We start from the raw sequence: 20,211 nt of genomic DNA, 5'->3' as shown, positions 1-20,211 counted from the left end.
CTGGAATAGAGAGTTAATCATTTTATGCAGCTTCACATTAAATTGGTATCAAGAGATTATATGCCATTCAATCATCGTGTCATAACGAGAGTTTTTTTGTAACATAGTTATATTTATTTACACTCATCTCATTAAAATATTAGATATTTCTAGCTCTGATTATCAAGTAGATGTAGTGGTAGTCGATGTTACAAAAACTCAAAGTGTTTAAAATTTTATCTGACAGTTATCACAATCGTAGAAAAAGATTTGGCTTGAGGTTTAATCTCATAGCTGGTTTGTACAATTATGAACTTCGTCTGTTCAAAATTGAATCTGTTTAACTGACTTCTGTAAGAAGTTTATTCTCCATTCACGAAGTTTTTCAATTACTACGTCCATATCGTACGCAAAACCAAATCCACCTGTGGCAGGATTTGAGGGTTGAGACTGATTTTGGGTAGCATTTTCTCGTTCAAATCCAGACCCAGTAATCTGCACCATAATACCTACAACCTGCTTTGTCTCTTTATTGATGACTGGGCCACCAGAGTTGCCCTCTGCAAGAGTGGCTGTGATTTGGAGTTGGTCTTTTTCAGGGATTACATTGCTAATCCTGCCCGATTCAGTAGTCCAGTCAGTGCCATTACTAGGATGACCAATAACAATTACCTCAGTGGTGCGCTCCACAGCTTTAGAAGATGAAGACATTGTTAATGGTTGGATATCTTCTGGTATGTCTTTAACTTTAAGTAAAGCTAAATCTAGAGGATCGTTTGCCTCTGTGATTTTCATAATTCTGGCTTTATATCGAGGGAGACACGCGTCACAAGGCGGGTGACTGTAAAATTCCAACTCAATTTTTTCACTGTTGTGCTTTGTATCTTGAGCATCCGTGACGACATGACGATTGGTGAGAATCCAGGCTGTATTTTTTGAACGGTCTATGTCTACTACCCAACCTGCGCCAATATTATTGCCGGTAGGAATTTCAGCAATGATTCTTACTACAGAACGTAATACTCCAACTAATGGTTCCTGTTTAGGATTGGGTAGCCATTGGCGATCATCTATCTTTTTTGGTGGGGGTGGATTTTGTTTCAATAACAAAAGTCGTTGTGCTTCTTTGAGGTTGTTTTGAGAAATTACGAAATTTGCGTCTAGGGAGATGGCTTGTTTATACTCTTTAATTGCATCTTTTAAATAGCCTCGCTGCTGTAAAGCAAATCCCAAACCATTGTGAGCCAATGTCTGAGTAGTTGTAGGTGTGTCAATATAATCTTGTAAACTTATAGCTTGCCCCTCATAGTAGTTGGCTATTCCTTTATTCTGTTTACCGTGGCTTTTCAGGGCAATGTCCAGATTTTTGTATGCACTAGCATCTTTTGAGTTGAGTTTAATAGCTTTTTTGTATGCAGCTATTGCTTCATTCAGTTTTTTTTGGTCAGACAGTGTAAGACCTAGATTGTAGTATAAGGAATCATTGGGATTGATTTGGATAGCTACGTAGTATGTCCCTACTGCTCCTTGCAGATCCCCTTGCTTTCTCAGGACAATGCCCAGATTTTTGTATGTATTAGTATCTTTGGGGTTGATTTGGATAGCTTTGCGATATGCATCTACTGCTTTTTCCAAATTTCCTATATAATACTCCGCAATGCCCAGATTTTTGTATGCATTAGCATTTTTAGGGTTGATTTGGATAGCTTCTAGATATTCAATTACTGCTTCTTCCAAATTCCCCCGCTTTCTCAGGGTAATGCCCAAATTGTTGTGAGCTATTGCATTGTTACTTTCAATTTTCAACACTTTACGCCAAATTATTTCAGCCTTTAAGTATTCACCTGCATTTTGGGCAGCATTGCCTAATAGAAATAGTGATTCAACATATTCTTGTTTAGGACTCTGTTGAATAGGGGCTTGGGCAGATACCAATTGTAGTGTTGTTGTTAGAAATAAGCTTAAAAGCAGAATAATTAGTTTAGGGTTTTTCACAATTTACCCAAATAGAAACCTTTATCTTTAAGTATATACACGATGTGTGACAAGCTAAGTACAGCTTTGCATAAGTTCATAGCGCAGCCCTCTCAATGTATAATCTAGAGTCCAATGAGTCTAGTTTTCAATACCCCAATGTTTGCAAATAGCCAAACCGATAAGTTGAGTATCACTGTGCAAAGAAGTCAAATAAAACTGAACTTCGCGAGTAGTTTTATTCCAAAGATGACGGACACGGATAACCATAGCAAGACTTTGTAATCCTGCCCAGATTTTGGGTTGATAAAGCTTACTAATAGCAGTAACAGGTACAGGGCAAACACATCTAAATTACTCTTGATCACAACGAAGGTTAAAAACCAACGAAAAAATCAGGATTTTGCGTTTGATTATTTTTTAAGCCCCAAAGCAATCGCCTAAACCTTTCGCAATAAGTAAGAGTTAATGACATTAATTTTGACTCATTGAGAATATACTTTGCTTCTTGACATGATGCGGTCGCCTTGATATTTGACTCAACTGCAAGCAGTTATAATTAGTTAATGTACAATTCATCCTTTATACTTCACTGGTAATTCTACTTACCCGCCTAAAGTCCGCGTATAAATTACTTGACCTTGGGAATCATAAAGAAAAAGTGATAGATTGGCATTTTCACCAATTACGGCTAGGGCTTCGCGTAAGATTTGCAAGTGATTGGTAACATCAACAGCAGTATCTGAATTCTTAGAATAAGGATTAGCCAAGTTATTTTGCCTTATTTGGTCATACTCAGGGGTTAGTCGGACAATAATTTCTGCATTGTCCATAGTAAAGGTGCAAATCCGAATTCCATTAGTACAGGTCTTATCCAAGTCAGTGCGGGTTTGTTGCAAACTACTAACAACTTGTAGTTTTTCTTGTGCTTGTTTGAGCGCAGATGAATAGGGTTCGATGAGAGACTGAGCCTGAGTGTAGTACAAGCTATCTTGGGGAACTTTTTTAGCAGTTTGCAAAGCCTGCTCCCAATATATCGCCGCTGCTTGCCATTGGTTTTGTTGTTCATAAACTTTGGCTTGCTTGGCAGTGCTAAGGGCCTGTTGGTAGGTTTTAACAGCTAATTGTTCTTTAGTAGCGCGATCGCGTACTAATACTAACTTAGGTTTATAATCTACCAACAGCTTTTGGGCTTCTTGGTATCCAACGCTATTTCGGGGAATGGTATTCAAGGCATTAATTACTACTAGCCAAGTAGACTGCGCCTTTTGCCAGTCATTTAAGGATTTAGCAGCAGCTTCCCGCTTCTCGGCTGCAACGGCTACACCTTTTGCCACTGTTAGCTTTTTCAGCCATTTTTCCTCAATAAATATCTGTTGATTTACAGCGTGCAAACGGACACGATAATTTAGTAATTTACCCTGCACTAGCCCATAGAGTTCACTACTGGAACTTATACTTTCTAGTGGCGCTATAGCCTGTCGCCATAAGTGTTGCCGAGTTTGTAATTCTTCTAAGCTAGATGCTGGATTTTGAACTTTTTGTGTCGCCAAAGATGCCGTTTGCACAGCTTTGACCACCTGATTGATTTTTTCTGCTCGTCCAGACAAACTTGCTTTTAGTTCCTGTGACAGTTGGTAGCGAGGCGACCAACTAGGAATTACATTCAGGTCTGCACTGCCTGTTGCAAGTTGCTGTTGTACAGCTACTAATTCTTTTTCAGACTTAGCGCGGCGCATCAGTTGCGGAGATTGTGTTTTTAATTGCTTGGCATTTTGTATTTCTTGACACTCAGACATCACGCAAGGGCGAGTCAATAAGTAAACACCACCGCCTAAAACTATAATTCCCACCAACGCTGCACCCAGTAGGATAGGTTTGACCTGGAATCCTGGCTTTGAAGCCGAGAAATTCGGCACATCTGCAAACGGGTCAAACAGTTCTTCTTCTTTTTCTTCTTCGTTCTCATTGATTAATGGAGAATATGTCAGAGATGATGAGGGGGATATTACTTCCTCATCTCCCTCTGCTACCCATCCCCCCGTCGGCTTCAATGCCAAGAAACATTTAGTATAAGGGAGTTGTTCGCCAAAAACTCTGAGGAAACATTGCACCCGCTGTTCTTTGTGGGGTGCTAGAGACTGAAGTACCTCCTCAATGACTGCAAAAATTAGTTGAGCGTCAACGATTACATCTGACGCGTGTTGCGTTAAAATCATTAGCTCGCCTTTATTGACGACGCACTTAACCTCGAAGACTTCAGCCGTTGAGACTTCTACAAGTAATTGTTCTTGCAAGGTCTTGGCTAAAAGCTGTAAATCTTCCTGCTGGACTGCTACTTTCATAGAGCTTTCCCGCTGAACTTCTATATTGTTTTGATTATCTTTAAGGGGATGAAATGAACTTTTTAGGTTTGTTGAATGCAAATGCACAATTTAACCAACCACAGCCTGAGAATCTGAACGACCAACTTTCTAACACAAATTCTGACTTTTCACCAAAAATTAAAAAAGTAAATATTGTTCGTAACAATACATTTTTACAGCGCTATATGCAAAATTAAATAATCTGTCTTCAGATATAAATTACAAATAAAAAATGGGAATAATAGAAGGTTTGAGTATTTTCACTGCATTACTTTGCGATAATTAAATTCACAAAAGCTATCTGCTTTACGAAATTCTAGTTGCAGAGCAATTTTTGCCAAATTATCTAAAGGTTAAGAAAACGATGCTATGTCAGAGGGTTTTGACAAAAAAGCTAGTTATCTTCTATGCTGGAAAACTTGCTGAGGAGATTAATTATGTGTTGTGGCTCTGGCACAAACAAGTTGACTATCAAAATTAATATGCTTCATTTGCTGAATTCGATAAAATTGATCCGTGAAAAATAAGTTTTTATAGCTGCAAAATATCAAGACAGGAATAACCAAAATCTTGGAAAGTGTCAATACAAGGTGTATCAATGGATTTATTAGAGTACCAAGTTAAAGAATGGTTTGCGAAGATAGGCATTCCGGTATTGCCTTCGCAACGAATTGACCATCCTACAGATTTGAAACGGTTAAAAATTCGCTTTCCAATTGTACTGAAATCTCAAGTCCACGGAGCGGAACGGGCAAAAGCGGGTGGAGTCAGGTTTGCCCAAACGACTATCGATGCGATAGCAGCTGCTCAAAATATCTTTAGTTTACCAATATGGGGCGAATTGCCGGAAGTTGTGCTGGCAGAATCTAGATACGACGCCAACCAAGAATTTTATCTAGCAGTGGTTTTAGACACAGCTGTCTGCCGACCGGTACTTTTAGGTTGCAAAGAAGCAGATATTGATTGGGAATCCGCTGGGGAAAGAATGCACCATGTTGTTGTGGAACAGGAATTCTCGCCATTTTATGCTCGACGATTGGCTTTGAAAATGGGTTTACAAGGGACGCTGATGCAGTCGGTAAGCAGCGTTGTGGAGAAGATGTACCACTTATTTGTCCAAAAAGACCTGGATTTAGTCGAAATTAATCCCTTGGCAGTCAGTACTACTAGTCAAGTTATGGCTCTTAATGGTAAAGTCAGGGTCAACGAACGGTCGATCAAGCGTCATCCCGATCTCGCTGAGATGGCAGCAAAAATTATCAGTCGTCATACCACTACTGAAATTAACGGTATTTTAGGTGACTGGGATGGTGTGCAAATGCATGGAAAAATCGGTATTTTAGGTAATGGTACTGGTTCAGTGATGGCAACTTTAGATTTAGTTGCCAATGCTGGTGGCAACCCAGGTGTTTGTTTGAATCTACGTCATGCTTTCCTTACAGATACTACACCAACTACCTTCCGCGATCGCCTAGAAACAGGTTTGAAAATGCTGGAGGCTGATAAAAGCATTCAAGTAATATTAATTAACTTTCTGGGTAGCATTCCACAAACTGAGGAAGTAGCTGAAGTTATAGCTAGAGTTGTGCAGCAAGACAACAGCGAACTTCAATCACAGGTTGTACGTTCTAATGGTAGTAAAGTTCGGCGACAGCTTAATTTTCCATCTTTAGTTGTCCGTCTTGCTGGTTCCGAATTTAACACTGCGAGAAAATATTTGACAACACTAAAAACCCACACCGATGCGCTCGTCGTGGTAGAAAATTTAGATGAGGCAGTGGCAGCAGCAGTTCTCCTTGCTAAACCAACGGCTAATAAAAGATAGTGAATGTCATTTTGTTCCAATTCAAAAATCAAAAATTATTAGTTTTTACCGTCGGGTATAAATTGTTGAATTTGATGCTCAAATCAAGTACAGCTTTGCTTTCTGGAACTAAATTATATGGTGCATTCAAACTGAATATTCCTAGCTAGGGGCTAGTTTTCTGACTTTTGGAACACTCGCCTTCAAAACTAGTTTTTGGAATTTCAGTAAAAATTGAATCAATATACCCAGTGGTTGAAGGCACTGGGTCGCCAAACTTACGGTAATTTTTTATGAACCTAACGCCAGAAAGTAAAGTCTTAATTCAAGGCTTTTGTGAATTTATATCAAGCACTCATGTTGCTCAAATGAAAGCTTATGGCACAAATTTGGTAGCTGGTGTCAATCCTGGATGCGGTGGACAGGAATTGCATGGACTGCCAGTATTTGATTTAGTAGAGGAGGTAATAGAACAATTTGGGGCAATTGATACAACAATTATTTGTGTAGATCCTTACGACGTGTTAGATGCGGCATTAGAAGCGATCGCATCTAAGATTCGCCAGATTATTATTATTACTGCTGGTGTGCCGCCTTTGGATATGGTGCAATTACTCCGCAAAGCCGAAGCCTGTGAAACTTTGGTAATCGGGCCAAATAGTCCGGGGATCATTGTACCGGGAAAAATACTTTTAGGGACTCAACCCAGCGAATTTTATACCCCTGGAACAGTGGGGATCGTTAGTCGTAGCAGTACCCTCACCTACGAAATCGCTTACGAATTAACAAAAGCAGGTTTAGGGCAGTCGATTAGTGTCAGTATTGGTAGTGATGCGATCGTCGGTTCCTCATTTTTGCAATGGCTGCAAATTCTCGATGAAGATGAAACCACACAAGCGATCGTTTTAGTCGGTCAACCCGGTGGTGGTAGTGAAGAAGCAGCAGCGCGGTACATTGCTGAGGCAATTGATAAACCAGTAATTGCCTACATTGCAGGTAGACTTGCACCACCAGGAAAAACTTGGCGTCAAACTGGGACTTTAGCAACAGTTATCGGACGCGATCCTAACTTTGGCACAGCCCAAAGTAAATTAGCTGCTTTAAAAGAAGCAGAAGTTACAGTAGCCGAACGCCCTTCTCAAATTCCCGAATTATTGCGAAAGGAAATTAACTAATTACTAATACTTCTCTACGAGAGGCTGCGCCAACGGCTACGCTCAGTACAAGTTCGTAATTCAATTTTTAACTACGAATTACGAATTATTTTAATTCGTCAGTCTTGGGAACGATTTTGAGGGAACAGGTAGGCGATCGCAGCATAACCCGAAGCACTGAGTAAACTAACCAAAAAAGCAGCCAAAATAAAAGTAGACATAATGTTACACTCTATGCATTTCTAAAATCCTGGCATTCATCAACAAGCTAGAATTTTGGATACTTTCAAATTAGCAATTGTGTATGACACAGCCATGACTACCTTGTGTCAATCCCTCGGAACTCAAAGTTTTGTCTCAAGCCAAAGGCAGAAAAAAGCGAAACGTACTGCCAACTCCCAATTCACTTTCAACCTGAATTTGACCGCCTTGTAATTCGATCAAACGGCGGGAAATAGTTAAACCAATCCCAGTACCTCCCGAATGGCGATCGCGCGATTGATCGGCTCGCCAGAAGCGCTCAAACACATGAGGCAAATTTTCTGGAGCGATACCAATGCCTGTATCACTAACCGCAATCGAGAGTTGAGAAGCTTCAGTCCCAACAGTAATGGTAATTGAACCTTCGTTAGTGTAACGTACTGCATTACCTAGCAAATTAACCAATACCTGTTCCGTGCGGTCAATATCTGCCAATACAGGAGGTAGCACAGACGGACATTGCAAGAGCAGAACTGGCCCATCTTCTAATAGTTGGTCGGTAAATTTTTCTACTAATGACTCTAACAACGGACGCAAATTTACCCGTTGGATATTAATTGGTAGATAACCGGCTTCTGCCTTAGATAGTTCTTGTAAATCGTTCACCAATCGCTCTAAGCGTCGAGTTTCTTTAGCTAAACGCCGATAGATTTCAGGAGACGCTTCAATTTCCCCATCAGCCAGTTCTTCCAAGTAACCGCGCACCACAGTTAATGGTGTGCGGAGTTCATGGGTCATATCTCCAATCACTTCTCGCCGCCGCGCTTCTACACCTTCTAAACTGGCTGCCATTCGGTTGAAACTACTGCTCAATCCACTAAGTTCTGGAATGTCAGACACAGGTAGCCGTGCATCCATTTGACCAGCAGCAAATTTTTGGGTGATTTGTTCCATTTCGGTCAATCGCTGCATAATCCGTCTGGACACCCAGTAACTCAATCCTCCGGCGGCGGTAGTACCAACTAAGACTGACCAAATAGTGCTGCGCTGCCAAGCAAGTTCAAATCCTGTAACCAATTCAGCACGGACATCGATTAAGTCGAACCCCTGATTTTCTAATCCTTCCAAATGTAAGACAAACAAGCGGGGGGAAGAGATTTTGCTGATGCTCACCAGACTAGCTACCCCCACAATCATTACTACTAAGTGGGAGAAAAATAGCCGTCCTCTCAGCCCCATCTTCATAACATTTACGCTACCAGAGGATCTTCAAATTTATAGCCCACCCCAACAACAGTTTTAATAAAAGTCGGATTTGCCGGATCGGGTTCAATCTTTTTTCGCAACCGAGCTACATGAGTATCTACCACTCGTTCATCGCCAAAAAAATTATCTCCCCAAAGCTTATCAATTAGTTGAGTGCGGTTCCAAACTCGACCAGGATTGCTGACAAAGGTAGTTAGCAAGTTAAATTCTAGGGTAGTTAAATCCAAAATTTCAACTTCTTGAGAATTTATCTGGCGACTGGCAGTGCGCTGGTCTACATCGACAATAAAGTGTTGGGTACGATTGATTTGATGTTGTCCCCCTTGGCGGAGGCTACGCCGTAATAGTGCCCGCACCCTAGCTACCAACTCTCTGGGGCTAAAGGGTTTGACCATATAATCATCAGCACCAGTAGATAGACCAATGACGCGATCGATTTCCTCACCCTTAGCCGTGAGCATTAGAATGTAAGGATCTTTTGCACCTGGTTTCTGGCGAATTCGGGCACAAACTTCCAACCCATCCAAACCAGGAATCATTAAATCTAAAATGATTAAATCCGGTGGTTGCTCTTGAAACATCCGCAAAGCATTCATGCCATCGCGGCTAGTGCGACAAAAAAATCCTTCTTTTTCTAAAGAGAGTTCAATTAAATGAGCAATTTCTGGTTCATCTTCAACTATTAAAATATCCATCTGAAATATAAAGTCGAGCAAAATGGGCAAAGCAGGTCACGAAGTCACGGGGAAAAGGAGACACAAAAATATCTTTCACTGCGTCCCTGTGTCTCCCACTCTCCACCTCTTGTTAATTAGAGGTTTGAATTTGACGACGTGCGATAACTATAGCCAAGATTAGAATCTTTTTGAATGTGTGCTTTAATACTATCAAGGTCAATGAAGCAGTCAGCAACATCAATCAAACTTTCACTAGTCGTTGTTTGCAGACTGACTACTTCTACCCGAACGCCCATTCTGCTGACAGCGTTCACAGCATAAGCTAAATCTCCATCGCCACTGACTAAGACCGCTGTGTCATAGTAAGGAGCTAAAGTTATCATATCTACAGCAATTTCTACGTTCAGATTTGATTTTTTGAAATTCTCTGTTGGTACAGCCAGTTCCTTTGCCACTACGCGATAGCCATTACGACGCATCCACAAGAGAAAACCCTGTTGCTTTTCATTACTGATATCAACTCCAGTATAGAAGAAAGCACGCAATAGTCTGGAACCACTGGTTAAATGACAAAGCAATTTAACATAGTCAATTTCTATGCCAAGTTGCAAGGCTGTATGGAAGAGGCTTAAGCCATCAATAAAAATAGCAACTCGACCACGATTTAAGTTATTCAAAATCAAACTATCAGGTGCCGGCTCTCGCATCTTGGTATCTTTACCTTTGACAGCAGTATCGCTCAAATTTTGCCCTTGCCAATGTGGTTTCGCTTTGAGTACTTTAGATTCCTTAAATTCATTTTTTTGTTTGCTAAAATTAGTTATAATCATTGATACCTCTGATTTTAAAGCTGTAAAGAATTTTGACTAAATTTTCTATAGTATAGTCTGTGCTTGATTTATAACCTAGCAGGTAATGGTCTTGAGTCACTATATGCAGATAAGTTTAACTGCTGCTAAACAAGATTCAAAATAGACAGCGCAAGGTTTTCACTATTGTTATGGTTGATTTAACGAGATATTGCCTCTGCCCACAGATATGTTAATCTTTACCCACCCAGACAGCAAGAGTTTCGATAAAATAAATCTTTTTGTCAGGGTAAGGGCTGTTTTTGTTAAATTTGTATTGCACTCAACCCAGAAGCACTATATCTATAATTGGGTAAGTATGAACTGTAAGACCTGTAATAGGGGCAACCCGACATAAGCAAATTCCGCACATCCCACTGTTTTTAGGGGGAATGAGCGTAGCAATATTTACGCAGCGGTGGGAATGCCAAAGAGTTAGAAGCACTAATAACGTAATATGGAATGCGATCGCACCTCAAAAGGTAACTCAAAAAGTAAGTTGTATTAATTTATCTAAGAGCCAAATGAGAAGGACAGAGATGATTCGTTGCTCTCTTGTCCTCCTATTTGCTTAACGCGCGCCAGCAGTTTCTAAAGACAAATCTTGAAACATGGGTGTGCTGAGATAACGTTCGCCAAAGGAAGGCTGAATCATCACGATTAAACGTCCGGCATTTTCTGGACGTTTACCGACTTGAATTGCGGCACACAAAGCTGCACCAGAGGATATGCCAGATAATAAGCCTTCTTCTTTTGCCAAACGTCGTCCATAAGCGATCGCTTGTTCATCGCTGACTCTAATTACTTCATCAACCAATTCTAGGCGGAGAACATCTGGGATAAATCCGGCGCCAATACCTTGAATTTTATGTGGCCCGGCTTCGCCACCAGAGAGAACTGGGCTGTTGCTGGGTTCAACTGCGATCGCTTTAAAAGTCGCTTTGCGCTGCTTAAGTACTTCGGCAATCCCGGTAATTGTTCCACCAGTACCTACCCCAGCAATGACGATATCTACTTCCCCGTCTGTATCTGCCCAAATTTCTTCGGCGGTAGTTTCTTGGTGAACTTTGGGATTAGCAGGGTTGCAGAATTGTTGCAGCATAAAAGCATTAGGAGTATTAGCCACAATTTCTTCGGCTTTGCGAATTGCTCCCCGCATACCCTCAGCACCTGGTGTCAACTCTAAAGCTGCACCATAAGCTCTCAGCATAGCGCGTCGTTCTTGGCTCATAGTCTCTGGCATGGTCAAAATCAAACGGTAGCCACGCGCGGCTGCTACCATTGCTAGAGCAATACCTGTATTACCGGAAGTAGGCTCAACTAAAATGGTTTTTCCTGGGAAAATTGAGCCAGCAGCTTCCGCCGAGAGTACCATACTTAACCCAATGCGGTCTTTCACCGAAGCCGCTGGGTTCATACCTTCTAATTTAACAACTATCCTTGCAACTACTCCCTCAGCTTGAGGAATCTTGTTCAGTTGAACTAAAGGAGTTCGTCCAATTAGTTCTGTTATGTCTTGAGCAATCCGCATTATTTAACCCCTAAAATCCTAAATTTTAAGTACAGAGTATTTACTTATAACAATAAGCTTTGATGTATTTATTTTGCCGTTTAATGTCAATGAGTGTATATACTATGTATTCTAACTTAACCATAAAATATGAAAGTTTAGGAAGAACTTTTATGAGATATTCCCATTGATTCTCACTTGAGAAGAGGCTAGCTTACCATTCTTCTAGTTTACCATTTGGAATTGCTGACTATTGTCTCTTGGGTTGAGATTAAATTTTTATAATTCTGTATATATGAATATTTTTTCCATTATTTTCTATTTATTCTAAAAATATAATTTACTTTCAAAATATTTAATTGCTTTTCCTAATTTCTTAGTCTATCTTTATCAAGAGACATTGATATTTTATTTTGAGTGCAGATTTTGTCAGTCCCAAAATGCATCTAAAACAGTCTTTAACCATTGCCTACATTGCTTTGAGATTGAGTGCAAAAACGCCAGAACCCCACCTCGAAAATACTAGAACCCCGTCCGAAAAACACTAGCACCCATACCCCAATGAATTTTTATAAGACTTATCACGTGTGGATTACAGGCTTTGAGTACTATTCTAATGAATTTAATAATCTTAACAGGGCTGGGGTAAACTGTTTGGTGGAGAGCGGCTGATATAAATCGTATAGGATTTACGCAGAGATTCCCCTCTACCCCCCAACATTCCTAAGCGAAAGCTTAGTGAACTAGGGGGGACTTCTTAATCTCCCTTTTGAGAGTAGGATGAAACCAGATTCCCGAATCTAAGTGCGTTCTTTCTGACTGAATAATCCTATGTTTTGTGAAAAGGGTGGTAAATTTTTATTAGTCAGTAGTCAGTAGTGACGAGAAAAATAACTGACCACTAATGATTGTAAAAATTACCGATTACACATATTTTAATATCAAAACTGTTTAAGAGGTAGAAATATATAACTACTTTAGATAAACAGCAAAAGATATTTTCTTACTGGGTGCATACTACCTAGCAAGGGAGAGCCAAGATGAAAGCCAAACTTTTAAATGTTCTTACAGTTTGCGTCGTTACCTTAGCAGTGCTTTCACCAGAACTAGTAGTATTTGGCATAATTTGGGAGCGACATCTGGAGTTAGTAAAATCTCAGAATTTAGCTTACGAAGTTAACAACACAACTACAGATGCTCCCGCCTTGGCTCCCCAGACAGAGGGTACACATTCCCCTCAGACTAGCATTCAATCCTCCGATCGCAATGTGGTTCATCAAATGCTAACTGTTGCTGAACAATATAAATTTGCCACTATCCTGCAATGGTTCTTCTTGTTAACCCCAATTTGTGTTGGGTTAGGGATTCTCTTTTATGACAGATATCTAGTTCATCGTGCTGCTGTTTTAAAAGAACAAGTTGAAATGTTGGAAAGACTGTGGCACCAAAGTATCGAACAGTAACTTATTCACAATTTACTAAAATCAAGAAAATTACCATGACAGACCAAGAACAACGCCAAAGCCTGTATTTTAATCTGATTGATGAGTTACTCAGATGTCCTAATGGTCAAGAACCAGAAATTTTAGAATCTAAGCCAGAATTGGTTGATTCTGGTTTAGTACAAACAATGTTACAAGTAGCAACTATGTTTGCCCATGAAGGCAATCAAGATGGTGCCCAATTTCTATTTTTTGTGGCGCGTGAGTTAGCTAAAGAATTAGGTTTATACCCGGAAGTTCCCAGTACTGAAGTTGCAAATACTGAAGTTGCAAGTAAGGAGTAAAAATGCTGTTGACTTCAACGGATGCGGGACAAATAGCTTTAGAACTGCTGATGGCAGATTGGAATATTTCAGAAGAGAACCGAGAGTGGTTCACCATCTTTAACTCTCGTCTGATTGGCGAGAGTTGGTACACTGTGGAATTAGGTATAGAAGGATTTCCCGATCGGTGGTTTATTCAAGTATATGACACTGGAGCGTGCGATCCAAACTATACATTTATTTCACCAATCCGGGGTTCTGAAGGATTTACAGATTTTGTAAATGTGCCAGATATCATCGCAGAGGTCTTAGTTTGTGAACGCAATGCTCGCTAATAATTAAAATTCAAAAGTTGGAATTCAACATCATAGTATTTGGGAGCATCTCACTTTTACAAATATACCTGGCGATTAGGAAAATCCAAGAAATAAATTATCCAATATTGTGGGGTGGACATCTTGCCCGCCATATAAACTGGGCGGGCAAGATGCCCACCCCACAAGAGTTAATTGTATAAAGATGCTTTACGCAAATCTGAGGTGATGCCAAATGAGGTATACCTCTTTTTTTTATGTAATATTTAAGGTTTTATTTAAGCTTAATAAGCTATTTTGTTATCTTTAATTGACAAAAATATGTTATATTAAATAGCGTGATAGACGCTACAGAAATATCAGTTCCAATGATTGCTGAAGATATCTTAGCCAAAGAATTCACAAGAGTCGTCAACCATTACTATCCGCAAGTTGGGGAATTGCTGGATGGGTGTTATGTGAAAGTCATCACCTGTTTTTGGGGACGACCTGCCAGACGTTTGCAATATATAGGAATTTATTGCTCTGACGAAATGATTTCCTGTGTGCAAGCTCAAAAAGAAATACTCAGAGAAGTAGCAGACAATATGGGTTTAATTCAGATTGTCTGCATAAATGCCAAGCGATTGTTGCGCGATCCGATGTCGAAGGTCAAAGAGAACAACCCACGTCTATGGTTGGAGTTTCAGTGGGTTGCAAATTAGTGATTAATCGCATTAATTGAGAGGGGTAAATGCTTTTGTAGAGAGGACTTTATTCCTCAAATATTTAAGCACTTTAGTGCTTACTACAAACCTATCGACCACTAGAATAGCCAGCACCTACGGTGAGTACAAAGTATTAACGCAAGTAATGAAAACTGGAATTTTCTGCAATTACGATAATTTTCACCAAGATGCTCGTCGTGCCATGTTTGAGCAAGTCGCGCTGGTAAAACAGGCTGAAAGCTTGGGTTTTGAGGAAGCTTGGGTAAGCGAACACCATTTTAGTGAATCCAATCTCAGCCCATCTATGTTGCTGTTAATGGCACACTTGGCGGGATTGACTTCAACTATCCAATTAGGCACTGCGGCGGTGTTACTGCCATTCCATAACCCCATTAGGGTGGCGGAAGATATTGCCACTTTGGATAACTTGTGCAATGGACGATTATTATTTGGAGTTGCTAAAGGCGGCCCCTTTCCTCAACAAAATAAGCATTTTGCGACTCTACCAAGTGAAGCCCGTCCTAAGACGCTAGAGGCGATCGCACTGATTCAAAAGCTCTTGTATGAAACTGATGTATCATTTAATGGGCGATATTATCAATGCGATCGCTTGACCATTTACCCAAAACCATTGCAGAGTCAAATACCAGTGTATGTTGCCACTGGCGGCGATGACGGTATCGAGTTTGCCGCGAAACATTCCTTCAGCTTGATGGGTGGGCCGCCATTTTCCCTAGAGAGATTGAAGGATACTGTTAGCAAATATCGAGCCTTAAATTCTAGTGGTACGGAAAAATTAGTGTTGGCACGCTTCTTTTTTGTTGGCAAAACATCTGATGAGGCAGTGAGTGAAGCGTTACCTTTCGTTCGCCAATTTAGCCAGAAAATGAAAGCTAATACGGCTGAAGTATTGAAAAATAGTGCGAATCCCAACCAAAAACCATTCGACCGCACAAATATTTGTTTCGATGAAGATTATTTGATTGAGAATTCAATTATCGGTGATGTGGAGACTTGTCGAGACAAAATCAAGAAATTTCAGGACGAATTAAATTTAGGTACGCTAGCACTCAAACCCTCGTCTGCGGATTTGCAAAAAAACCTGGACAGTTTGACGCGCTACAACCAAGAGGTGCGAAATTATGTCTTCTAAACTATACTTGCTTCCTCCCGATGATTTACCTCCCACTGAGGTAACAAAACAGGATGGAATGCTGCAAATGGAGCTAGAACAGTCTACTGGCAGATGCTTTTTTCTAGCTTGCGATCGCATTACGCGAGTCCTATTATCTAATTGTCAGTGGTATCTCACAACAAATGCTAGCATCCTCACATTAATTATTGATTGCCCTGACTTAGTATCTTACTGGCATATTGTCAGCAATATTCCCCAGTTAGGTAATAGGTTAGAGCGGTTTGCTAGCAATGGCAAAATCCGCGTTTATCCGCCATTTGGGAAGGGGACGCCATTTGAAATCAGCGTAAATGAAATATCAGCTTATCGAGATTGGCTTTGAGGTAAATAGGCCAGAATTGGGAATCACACAAAATATAGCTGTTTTACACCCTGTACTTTTAAAGTGCAGGGTGTTGCAATTTTAGAAGAGTTACATAGGTTTTTAAAATTATCTTTCTTTTCCTTCTCTAACGAGACGCTGCGGGAATGCGGTTCGTTAAAAAAATTACGTATCCTTCAAGCGAGAAGAAATTAGTGCTGACAAGTTTGTTACCTTTTCAGTTAGCCACGCATACCAATTTTCTAACCCAGCACCAGTAGTTGCAGAAAGCTGAAAAATCTGAATTTTGGGATTTACTTCTTTAGCATATTCTATGCACTTTTGAACATCAAATTGTAGGTAAGGTAGCAAATCAATTTTAGTGAGAATCATGATATCACTTGCACGGAATATATGTGGGTATTTTATCGGCTTATCTTCTCCCTCCGTAACAGAGAGAATCACAACTTTTGCCTGTTCTCCTAAATCAAATAAAGCTGGACAAACCAAATTTCCGACATTTTCAATCATCACAACTGAATTTAGTGGCGGATTCAGTTGTTGTAAACCCCTGTCTATCATTGATGCATCTAAATGACAGCCTGTTCCGGTATTTATTTGGATGACTTTAGAACCAGTTTCTTTAATTTTTTTGGCATCGTTAGCAGTTTCTTGGTCGCCTTCAATGACACTGATAGATAATTGATGCTTCAAATCATTAATGGTTCGCGTCAAAAGAGTTGTTTTCCCAGCACCGGGAGAACTCATTAAATTTAAGGCGAGAATATTTCGACCTTTAAACCATCCCCGATTTTGGGCAGCTAGGAGGTTATTTTTTGCCAATATATCCTGTTCTAAGGATATTGTTGTATTGTGTATTTTGGCATGAACTTGAGAGGCTTCTATATGATTGTGAGAATGAGTGATGACAGTTCCATCTGGTAAAGTGTGAGTATGATGATGTTCAGCCTCATCTGTTTCTAAATTTGTAATTTTTATCTCGCCATCATCAGAACAACCACAGGTTACACACATAATTCCTCTATTTCTATTTCTTTAATTTTAAGTTCTTCACCAGTAATTAAATCTAATTGCACGCTACCACAGTTACAGATACCAAAAGATTTATCTAAAAATTTTTCTGCACCGCATTGGCGACATCGCCCTAATCCAGGAATTTCCAAAATTTCTAATGTCGCCCCTTCTAAAACTGTACCCTGAGTGCAAATATCAAAACAAAATCGGATTGCGTCGGGCATAATAGCTGAAAGTTTGCCAATTTCTAATAAAACTCGCTGTACTTTTGCGCCTTTGGCGTGTTCAATCACAATTGCCACAATATTTTGGGTAATTCCAAGTTCGTGCATACTATAAAATTTATTAAAGATTAACAAATTCGTGGCAATTGGTCGCCTACCAACATATCCACAATCCTTTCAGCACCAAAAACTGTTTTTAACAATACGATACCTGGAGGTGAAGGAATAACTTCGCCAATAATACAAGCATCTTTACCTGCTGGGTGAGATTTCATAGCTGATAAAACATTTTCAGCATTCTTTTTTGGAACCACTACAACTAACTTACCTTCATTAGCTAAATACAACGGGTCTAAACCGAGAATTTCGCAAACTCCGTTAACTTCTTCCCGTACTGGGATAGATTCTTCGTACAGACGAATTCCCACATTTGAAGTAAGGGCAAATTCATTTAAAACTGTCGCTAAACCACCGCGGGTAGCGTCTCGCATAGCATGAACTTGAGGACATACTTGGAGAATAGTTTCTACTAAACTATGCAACGGTTGACAGTCGCTTTCAATACTAGTTTCTAAAGCTAATTCTCCACGGGCAATTAAAATTGCTGTCCCATGATTACCTATTTCACCATTAATTATTATGGTATCTCCAGGTTTAATATTGTGAGCAGAAATATTAACCCCTCGCGGGATGATACCAATACCAGCAGTATTGATAAAGAGTTTATCAGCAGCACCTCGATGTACAACTTTTGTGTCACCAGTAATAATTTGAACACCAGCTTTTTCTGCGGCTGCTTTCATACTGTTTGCGACACGGCGTAAGTTTTCAACAGGTAATCCTTCTTCTAAAATTACGCTACAAGTTAGATATAAAGGTTTAGCACCACTGACTGCTAAATCATTAACTGTGCCGTTTATGGCTAATTTTCCTATATCACTTCCGGGAAAAAATAACGGGTCTACAACATAAGAATCTGTTGTAAATGCGAGTCTGTCTCCTTGTTGGAGGAGATGGGTTAAGTTGAAGCTGGCTTGGTCTTCTAATTGTGAGAGAATTGGGTTATCAAAATTGCTGACAAAGATATCATCTATTAAATCGCGCATGGCTTTACCACCGCTGCCATGTGCGAGAGTTATATGAGTGTCTTGCACTTTACTTTTGCGGCGGCGGACTTGTTCTATTTTTTGGAATAGAGGATTTTTTATTGGGTTTGTGGGAGGGAAATTCATATTAAATTTTTTTTAAACGCAAAGGGACGCAGAGGGAAGCGCGGAGGTACGCTGAGTATTATTCTGAGGAGAAGCCGCAGGCGGGGAGGGGTTCTTGAGTTATTTTTGGTTTTTGGGTGATTGTTCTTTTGGCAATTGTGGAGAGTCGTCCATATTTGTAATACGCTGCACAAGCACCTTCGGAAGATACCATGCAAGTACCGATTGGTGTTTCTGGTGTGCAAGCTGTACCGAATACTTTGCACTCCCAAGGTTTTAAGACTCCTTTGAGAATTTCTCCACATTTACAAGCTTTATGGTCGGCTACTTTCAGGTTAGGAATGGCAAATTTAAGTTCGGCATCAAATTGGGCATATTCAGGTTGAATTTTTAATCCTGAATAAGGGATGTCACCTAAGCCGCGCCAATCAAAACTATCTCGGACGGCGAAAACTTTGTTTATGGCTTGCAGGGCTACTCTATTTCCAGTTTTTTCTACAATTCGGTTATATTGATTTTCAACTTCGCAACGATTTTCTACTAGCTGTTGCAATAGCATCCAAATTGATTGGAGAATATCTAAGGGTTCAAATCCTGATACGACAATTGGCTTATTATATTGTTGGGAAATAAATTGATATGGGTCAGTGCCAATTACCATGCTGACATGGCCAGGGCCAACAAATCCATCCAATTGTAAATCGGGATTATCTAAGAGTGCTTTGAGGGCGGGAATCACGAGAACGTGATTGGAAAACATACTAAAGTTAGGAATTTTTTCGGCTGCGGCTTGCAGGATGGTGAAGGCGGTGCTGGGGGCTGTGGTTTCAAAGCCTAATGCAAAGAAGACTACTTCTTTGTCGGGGTTATCTCTGGCAATTTGCAGGCTATCTAGGGGAGAGTACACCATACGGATGTCTGCGCTTTGTGCCCTGGCTTGCAGTAATGTGGTGTTGGAACCAGGAACCCGCATGGCATCGCCAAAGGTGGCAAAAATAACGTTATGATTTTGAGAGATTGCGATCGCATCATCTAATCTCCCCTTTGGCATAACGCATACTGGACAACCAGGCCCATGAATTAGTTCGATGGTTTGGGGTAAAATTTCTTCGATACCATATTTAAAAATGGAATGGGTATGTCCGCCACATACTTCCATAATTTTGATAGGTTTTTCTAACTGGCGGCATAATTTGGCGATTTCGCGGCGTATCGCTTCAGCTTTTTCAGGTTCGCGGAATTCGTCAACATATTTCATAAGGATTTGGGAATAGTAAGCTTTATGTCAATACGGCTGAGTTAAGTATTTCTTTCTTCTCTCTGTGCCCTCTGCGGTTCGTTTAGTACTAATCCCTGCTTGTGCTGCTGCTAATTCTTGGAAGAGTTGTAATGTTTCCGCTGCTTCTTGTTCGTTAATTCGATTCATGGCAAAGCCAACATGAACTAATACCCAATCCCCAATACAAGCTTCGGGGGGATGTTGTTCATCTACGATACAAGCAATATTTACTTCGCGCTTAACACCACCAATGTTAACTAGGGCTAATTTATGGTTAATGTTGGTAATTTCTATAATTTGTCCGGGGATTCCTAAGCACATTTTTTTATTCTTTAAGATAAACTAACCGCAGAGACGCGGAGAACGCAGAGAGAATTATTTGTGAGAGAAAGGTTGTAAAA

19 protein-coding genes are annotated in these 20,211 nt (G+C 40.2%); 8 read left to right on the top strand and 11 right to left on the bottom strand.

What is annotated here, in order from left to right; all coding sequences use genetic code 11:
• Positions 1-303: 303 nt before the first annotated feature.
• Both V7K44_RS02725 and V7K44_RS02720 read right to left on the bottom strand, forming a co-directional pair.
• Positions 304-1,974 (bottom strand): tetratricopeptide repeat protein, encoded by a 1,671-nt coding sequence (locus V7K44_RS02725; RefSeq protein WP_334928384.1) that lies wholly within the window; start codon positions 1,972-1,974, stop codon positions 304-306.
• Between the two features lie 584 nt (positions 1,975-2,558).
• The gene (locus tag V7K44_RS02720; protein WP_334928382.1) at positions 2,559-4,298 is read right to left on the bottom strand and encodes a hypothetical protein; all 1,740 of its coding nucleotides are present in this window, start codon (positions 4,296-4,298) and stop codon (positions 2,559-2,561) included.
• 619 nt (positions 4,299-4,917) lie between these two features.
• Here V7K44_RS02720 and V7K44_RS02715 point away from each other — a divergent pair.
• Both V7K44_RS02715 and V7K44_RS02710 read left to right on the top strand, forming a co-directional pair.
• The gene (locus tag V7K44_RS02715; protein ID WP_334928380.1) at positions 4,918-6,144 is read left to right on the top strand and encodes a succinate--CoA ligase subunit beta; all 1,227 of its coding nucleotides are present in this window, start codon (positions 4,918-4,920) and stop codon (positions 6,142-6,144) included.
• Between the two features lie 272 nt (positions 6,145-6,416).
• Positions 6,417-7,298 carry a succinate--CoA ligase subunit alpha gene (locus tag V7K44_RS02710; protein WP_334928378.1) on the top strand — a complete coding sequence of 294 codons (882 nt, stop codon included), beginning with the start codon at positions 6,417-6,419 and terminating at the stop codon, positions 7,296-7,298.
• Between the two features lie 336 nt (positions 7,299-7,634).
• Here V7K44_RS02710 and V7K44_RS02705 read toward each other — a convergent pair whose 3' ends face one another.
• The 4 genes from V7K44_RS02705 to cysK all read right to left on the bottom strand — a co-directional run bounded on the left by V7K44_RS02705 (position 7,635) and on the right by cysK (position 11,800).
• Positions 7,635-8,723 (bottom strand): sensor histidine kinase, encoded by a 1,089-nt coding sequence (locus tag V7K44_RS02705; RefSeq protein WP_334928376.1) that lies wholly within the window; start codon positions 8,721-8,723, stop codon positions 7,635-7,637.
• 5 nt (positions 8,724-8,728) lie between these two features.
• Positions 8,729-9,439, bottom strand: coding sequence for a response regulator transcription factor (locus V7K44_RS02700; protein ID WP_334843397.1), 711 nt, complete (start codon positions 9,437-9,439; stop codon positions 8,729-8,731).
• 116 nt (positions 9,440-9,555) lie between these two features.
• Positions 9,556-10,251 carry a LabA-like NYN domain-containing protein gene (locus V7K44_RS02695; RefSeq protein ID WP_334928374.1) on the bottom strand — a complete coding sequence of 232 codons (696 nt, stop codon included), beginning with the start codon at positions 10,249-10,251 and terminating at the stop codon, positions 9,556-9,558.
• 589 nt (positions 10,252-10,840) lie between these two features.
• The gene (cysK, locus tag V7K44_RS02690; protein ID WP_334928372.1) at positions 10,841-11,800 is read right to left on the bottom strand and encodes a cysteine synthase A; all 960 of its coding nucleotides are present in this window, start codon (positions 11,798-11,800) and stop codon (positions 10,841-10,843) included.
• Positions 11,801-12,819: 1,019 nt separating this feature from the next.
• On the opposite strand from cysK, the gene V7K44_RS02685 reads away from it, so the two are divergent.
• The 6 genes from V7K44_RS02685 (at position 12,820) to V7K44_RS02660 (ending at position 16,082) form a co-directional block, all read left to right on the top strand.
• Positions 12,820-13,242 (top strand): hypothetical protein, encoded by a 423-nt coding sequence (locus V7K44_RS02685; RefSeq protein ID WP_334928370.1) that lies wholly within the window; start codon positions 12,820-12,822, stop codon positions 13,240-13,242.
• 35 nt (positions 13,243-13,277) lie between these two features.
• Entirely contained in the window at positions 13,278-13,565 is a 288-nt protein-coding gene (locus V7K44_RS02680; protein WP_334775473.1) for a hypothetical protein, read from the top strand.
• 2 nt (positions 13,566-13,567) lie between these two features.
• Positions 13,568-13,879 carry a hypothetical protein gene (locus tag V7K44_RS02675; protein ID WP_334696574.1) on the top strand — a complete coding sequence of 104 codons (312 nt, stop codon included), beginning with the start codon at positions 13,568-13,570 and terminating at the stop codon, positions 13,877-13,879.
• 347 nt (positions 13,880-14,226) lie between these two features.
• Positions 14,227-14,562 carry a hypothetical protein gene (locus V7K44_RS02670; RefSeq protein ID WP_334928441.1) on the top strand — a complete coding sequence of 112 codons (336 nt, stop codon included), beginning with the start codon at positions 14,227-14,229 and terminating at the stop codon, positions 14,560-14,562.
• A gap of 148 nt (positions 14,563-14,710) precedes the next feature.
• Entirely contained in the window at positions 14,711-15,718 is a 1,008-nt protein-coding gene (locus tag V7K44_RS02665; RefSeq protein ID WP_334928438.1) for an LLM class flavin-dependent oxidoreductase, read from the top strand.
• Positions 15,708-16,082, top strand: a complete 375-nt coding sequence (locus tag V7K44_RS02660) for a hypothetical protein (RefSeq protein WP_179064263.1) — start codon at positions 15,708-15,710, stop codon at positions 16,080-16,082. The genes V7K44_RS02665 and V7K44_RS02660 overlap by 11 nt, the downstream gene beginning before the upstream one ends.
• Before the next feature lie 165 nt (positions 16,083-16,247).
• Here V7K44_RS02660 and hypB read toward each other — a convergent pair whose 3' ends face one another.
• From hypB to V7K44_RS02635, 5 genes are read right to left on the bottom strand one after another with little or no spacing between them, the layout of a single operon-like run.
• Positions 16,248-17,096, bottom strand: coding sequence for a hydrogenase nickel incorporation protein HypB (hypB, locus tag V7K44_RS02655; protein WP_334928366.1), 849 nt, complete (start codon positions 17,094-17,096; stop codon positions 16,248-16,250).
• Entirely contained in the window at positions 17,087-17,428 is a 342-nt protein-coding gene (gene hypA / locus V7K44_RS02650; protein ID WP_334928364.1) for a hydrogenase maturation nickel metallochaperone HypA, read from the bottom strand. Before hypA ends, hypB begins: the two co-directional genes overlap by 10 nt.
• A 20-nt stretch (positions 17,429-17,448) precedes the next feature.
• The gene (hypE, locus tag V7K44_RS02645) at positions 17,449-18,552 is read right to left on the bottom strand and encodes a hydrogenase expression/formation protein HypE (RefSeq protein ID WP_334928362.1); all 1,104 of its coding nucleotides are present in this window, start codon (positions 18,550-18,552) and stop codon (positions 17,449-17,451) included.
• A gap of 58 nt (positions 18,553-18,610) precedes the next feature.
• The gene (gene hypD / locus V7K44_RS02640; protein WP_334928360.1) at positions 18,611-19,789 is read right to left on the bottom strand and encodes a hydrogenase formation protein HypD; all 1,179 of its coding nucleotides are present in this window, start codon (positions 19,787-19,789) and stop codon (positions 18,611-18,613) included.
• A 27-nt stretch (positions 19,790-19,816) separates the two neighbouring features.
• Positions 19,817-20,131 carry a HypC/HybG/HupF family hydrogenase formation chaperone gene (locus V7K44_RS02635; RefSeq protein ID WP_334928357.1) on the bottom strand — a complete coding sequence of 105 codons (315 nt, stop codon included), beginning with the start codon at positions 20,129-20,131 and terminating at the stop codon, positions 19,817-19,819.
• Positions 20,132-20,211: the final 80 nt, after the last annotated feature.

The organism is Nostoc sp., assembly GCF_036917235.1.
Taxonomy (GTDB): domain Bacteria; phylum Cyanobacteriota; class Cyanobacteriia; order Cyanobacteriales; family Nostocaceae; genus Nostoc.
The sequence above is the reverse complement of the archived record's forward strand: the minus strand, read 5'-3'. Positions and strand labels throughout refer to the sequence as shown.

Coding starts and splice junctions, on each gene's coding strand:
- cysK (WP_334928372.1), bottom strand. CDS start 11,800: ATGCGGATTGCTCAAGACATAACAGAACTAATTGGACGAACTCCTTTA.
- V7K44_RS02675 (WP_334696574.1), top strand. CDS start 13,568: ATGCTGTTGACTTCAACGGATGCGGGACAAATAGCTTTAGAACTGCTG.
- hypE (WP_334928362.1), bottom strand. CDS start 18,552: ATGAATTTCCCTCCCACAAACCCAATAAAAAATCCTCTATTCCAAAAA.
- V7K44_RS02700 (WP_334843397.1), bottom strand. CDS start 9,439: ATGGATATTTTAATAGTTGAAGATGAACCAGAAATTGCTCATTTAATT.
- V7K44_RS02705 (WP_334928376.1), bottom strand. CDS start 8,723: ATGAAGATGGGGCTGAGAGGACGGCTATTTTTCTCCCACTTAGTAGTA.
- V7K44_RS02635 (WP_334928357.1), bottom strand. CDS start 20,131: ATGTGCTTAGGAATCCCCGGACAAATTATAGAAATTACCAACATTAAC.
- V7K44_RS02695 (WP_334928374.1), bottom strand. CDS start 10,251: ATGATTATAACTAATTTTAGCAAACAAAAAAATGAATTTAAGGAATCT.
- V7K44_RS02715 (WP_334928380.1), top strand. CDS start 4,918: ATGGATTTATTAGAGTACCAAGTTAAAGAATGGTTTGCGAAGATAGGC.
- hypA (WP_334928364.1), bottom strand. CDS start 17,428: ATGCACGAACTTGGAATTACCCAAAATATTGTGGCAATTGTGATTGAA.
- V7K44_RS02720 (WP_334928382.1), bottom strand. CDS start 4,298: ATGAAAGTAGCAGTCCAGCAGGAAGATTTACAGCTTTTAGCCAAGACC.
- V7K44_RS02660 (WP_179064263.1), top strand. CDS start 15,708: ATGTCTTCTAAACTATACTTGCTTCCTCCCGATGATTTACCTCCCACT.
- V7K44_RS02665 (WP_334928438.1), top strand. CDS start 14,711: ATGAAAACTGGAATTTTCTGCAATTACGATAATTTTCACCAAGATGCT.
- V7K44_RS02710 (WP_334928378.1), top strand. CDS start 6,417: ATGAACCTAACGCCAGAAAGTAAAGTCTTAATTCAAGGCTTTTGTGAA.
- hypD (WP_334928360.1), bottom strand. CDS start 19,789: ATGAAATATGTTGACGAATTCCGCGAACCTGAAAAAGCTGAAGCGATA.
- V7K44_RS02680 (WP_334775473.1), top strand. CDS start 13,278: ATGACAGACCAAGAACAACGCCAAAGCCTGTATTTTAATCTGATTGAT.
- V7K44_RS02670 (WP_334928441.1), top strand. CDS start 14,227: ATGATTGCTGAAGATATCTTAGCCAAAGAATTCACAAGAGTCGTCAAC.
- V7K44_RS02685 (WP_334928370.1), top strand. CDS start 12,820: ATGAAAGCCAAACTTTTAAATGTTCTTACAGTTTGCGTCGTTACCTTA.
- hypB (WP_334928366.1), bottom strand. CDS start 17,096: ATGTGTGTAACCTGTGGTTGTTCTGATGATGGCGAGATAAAAATTACA.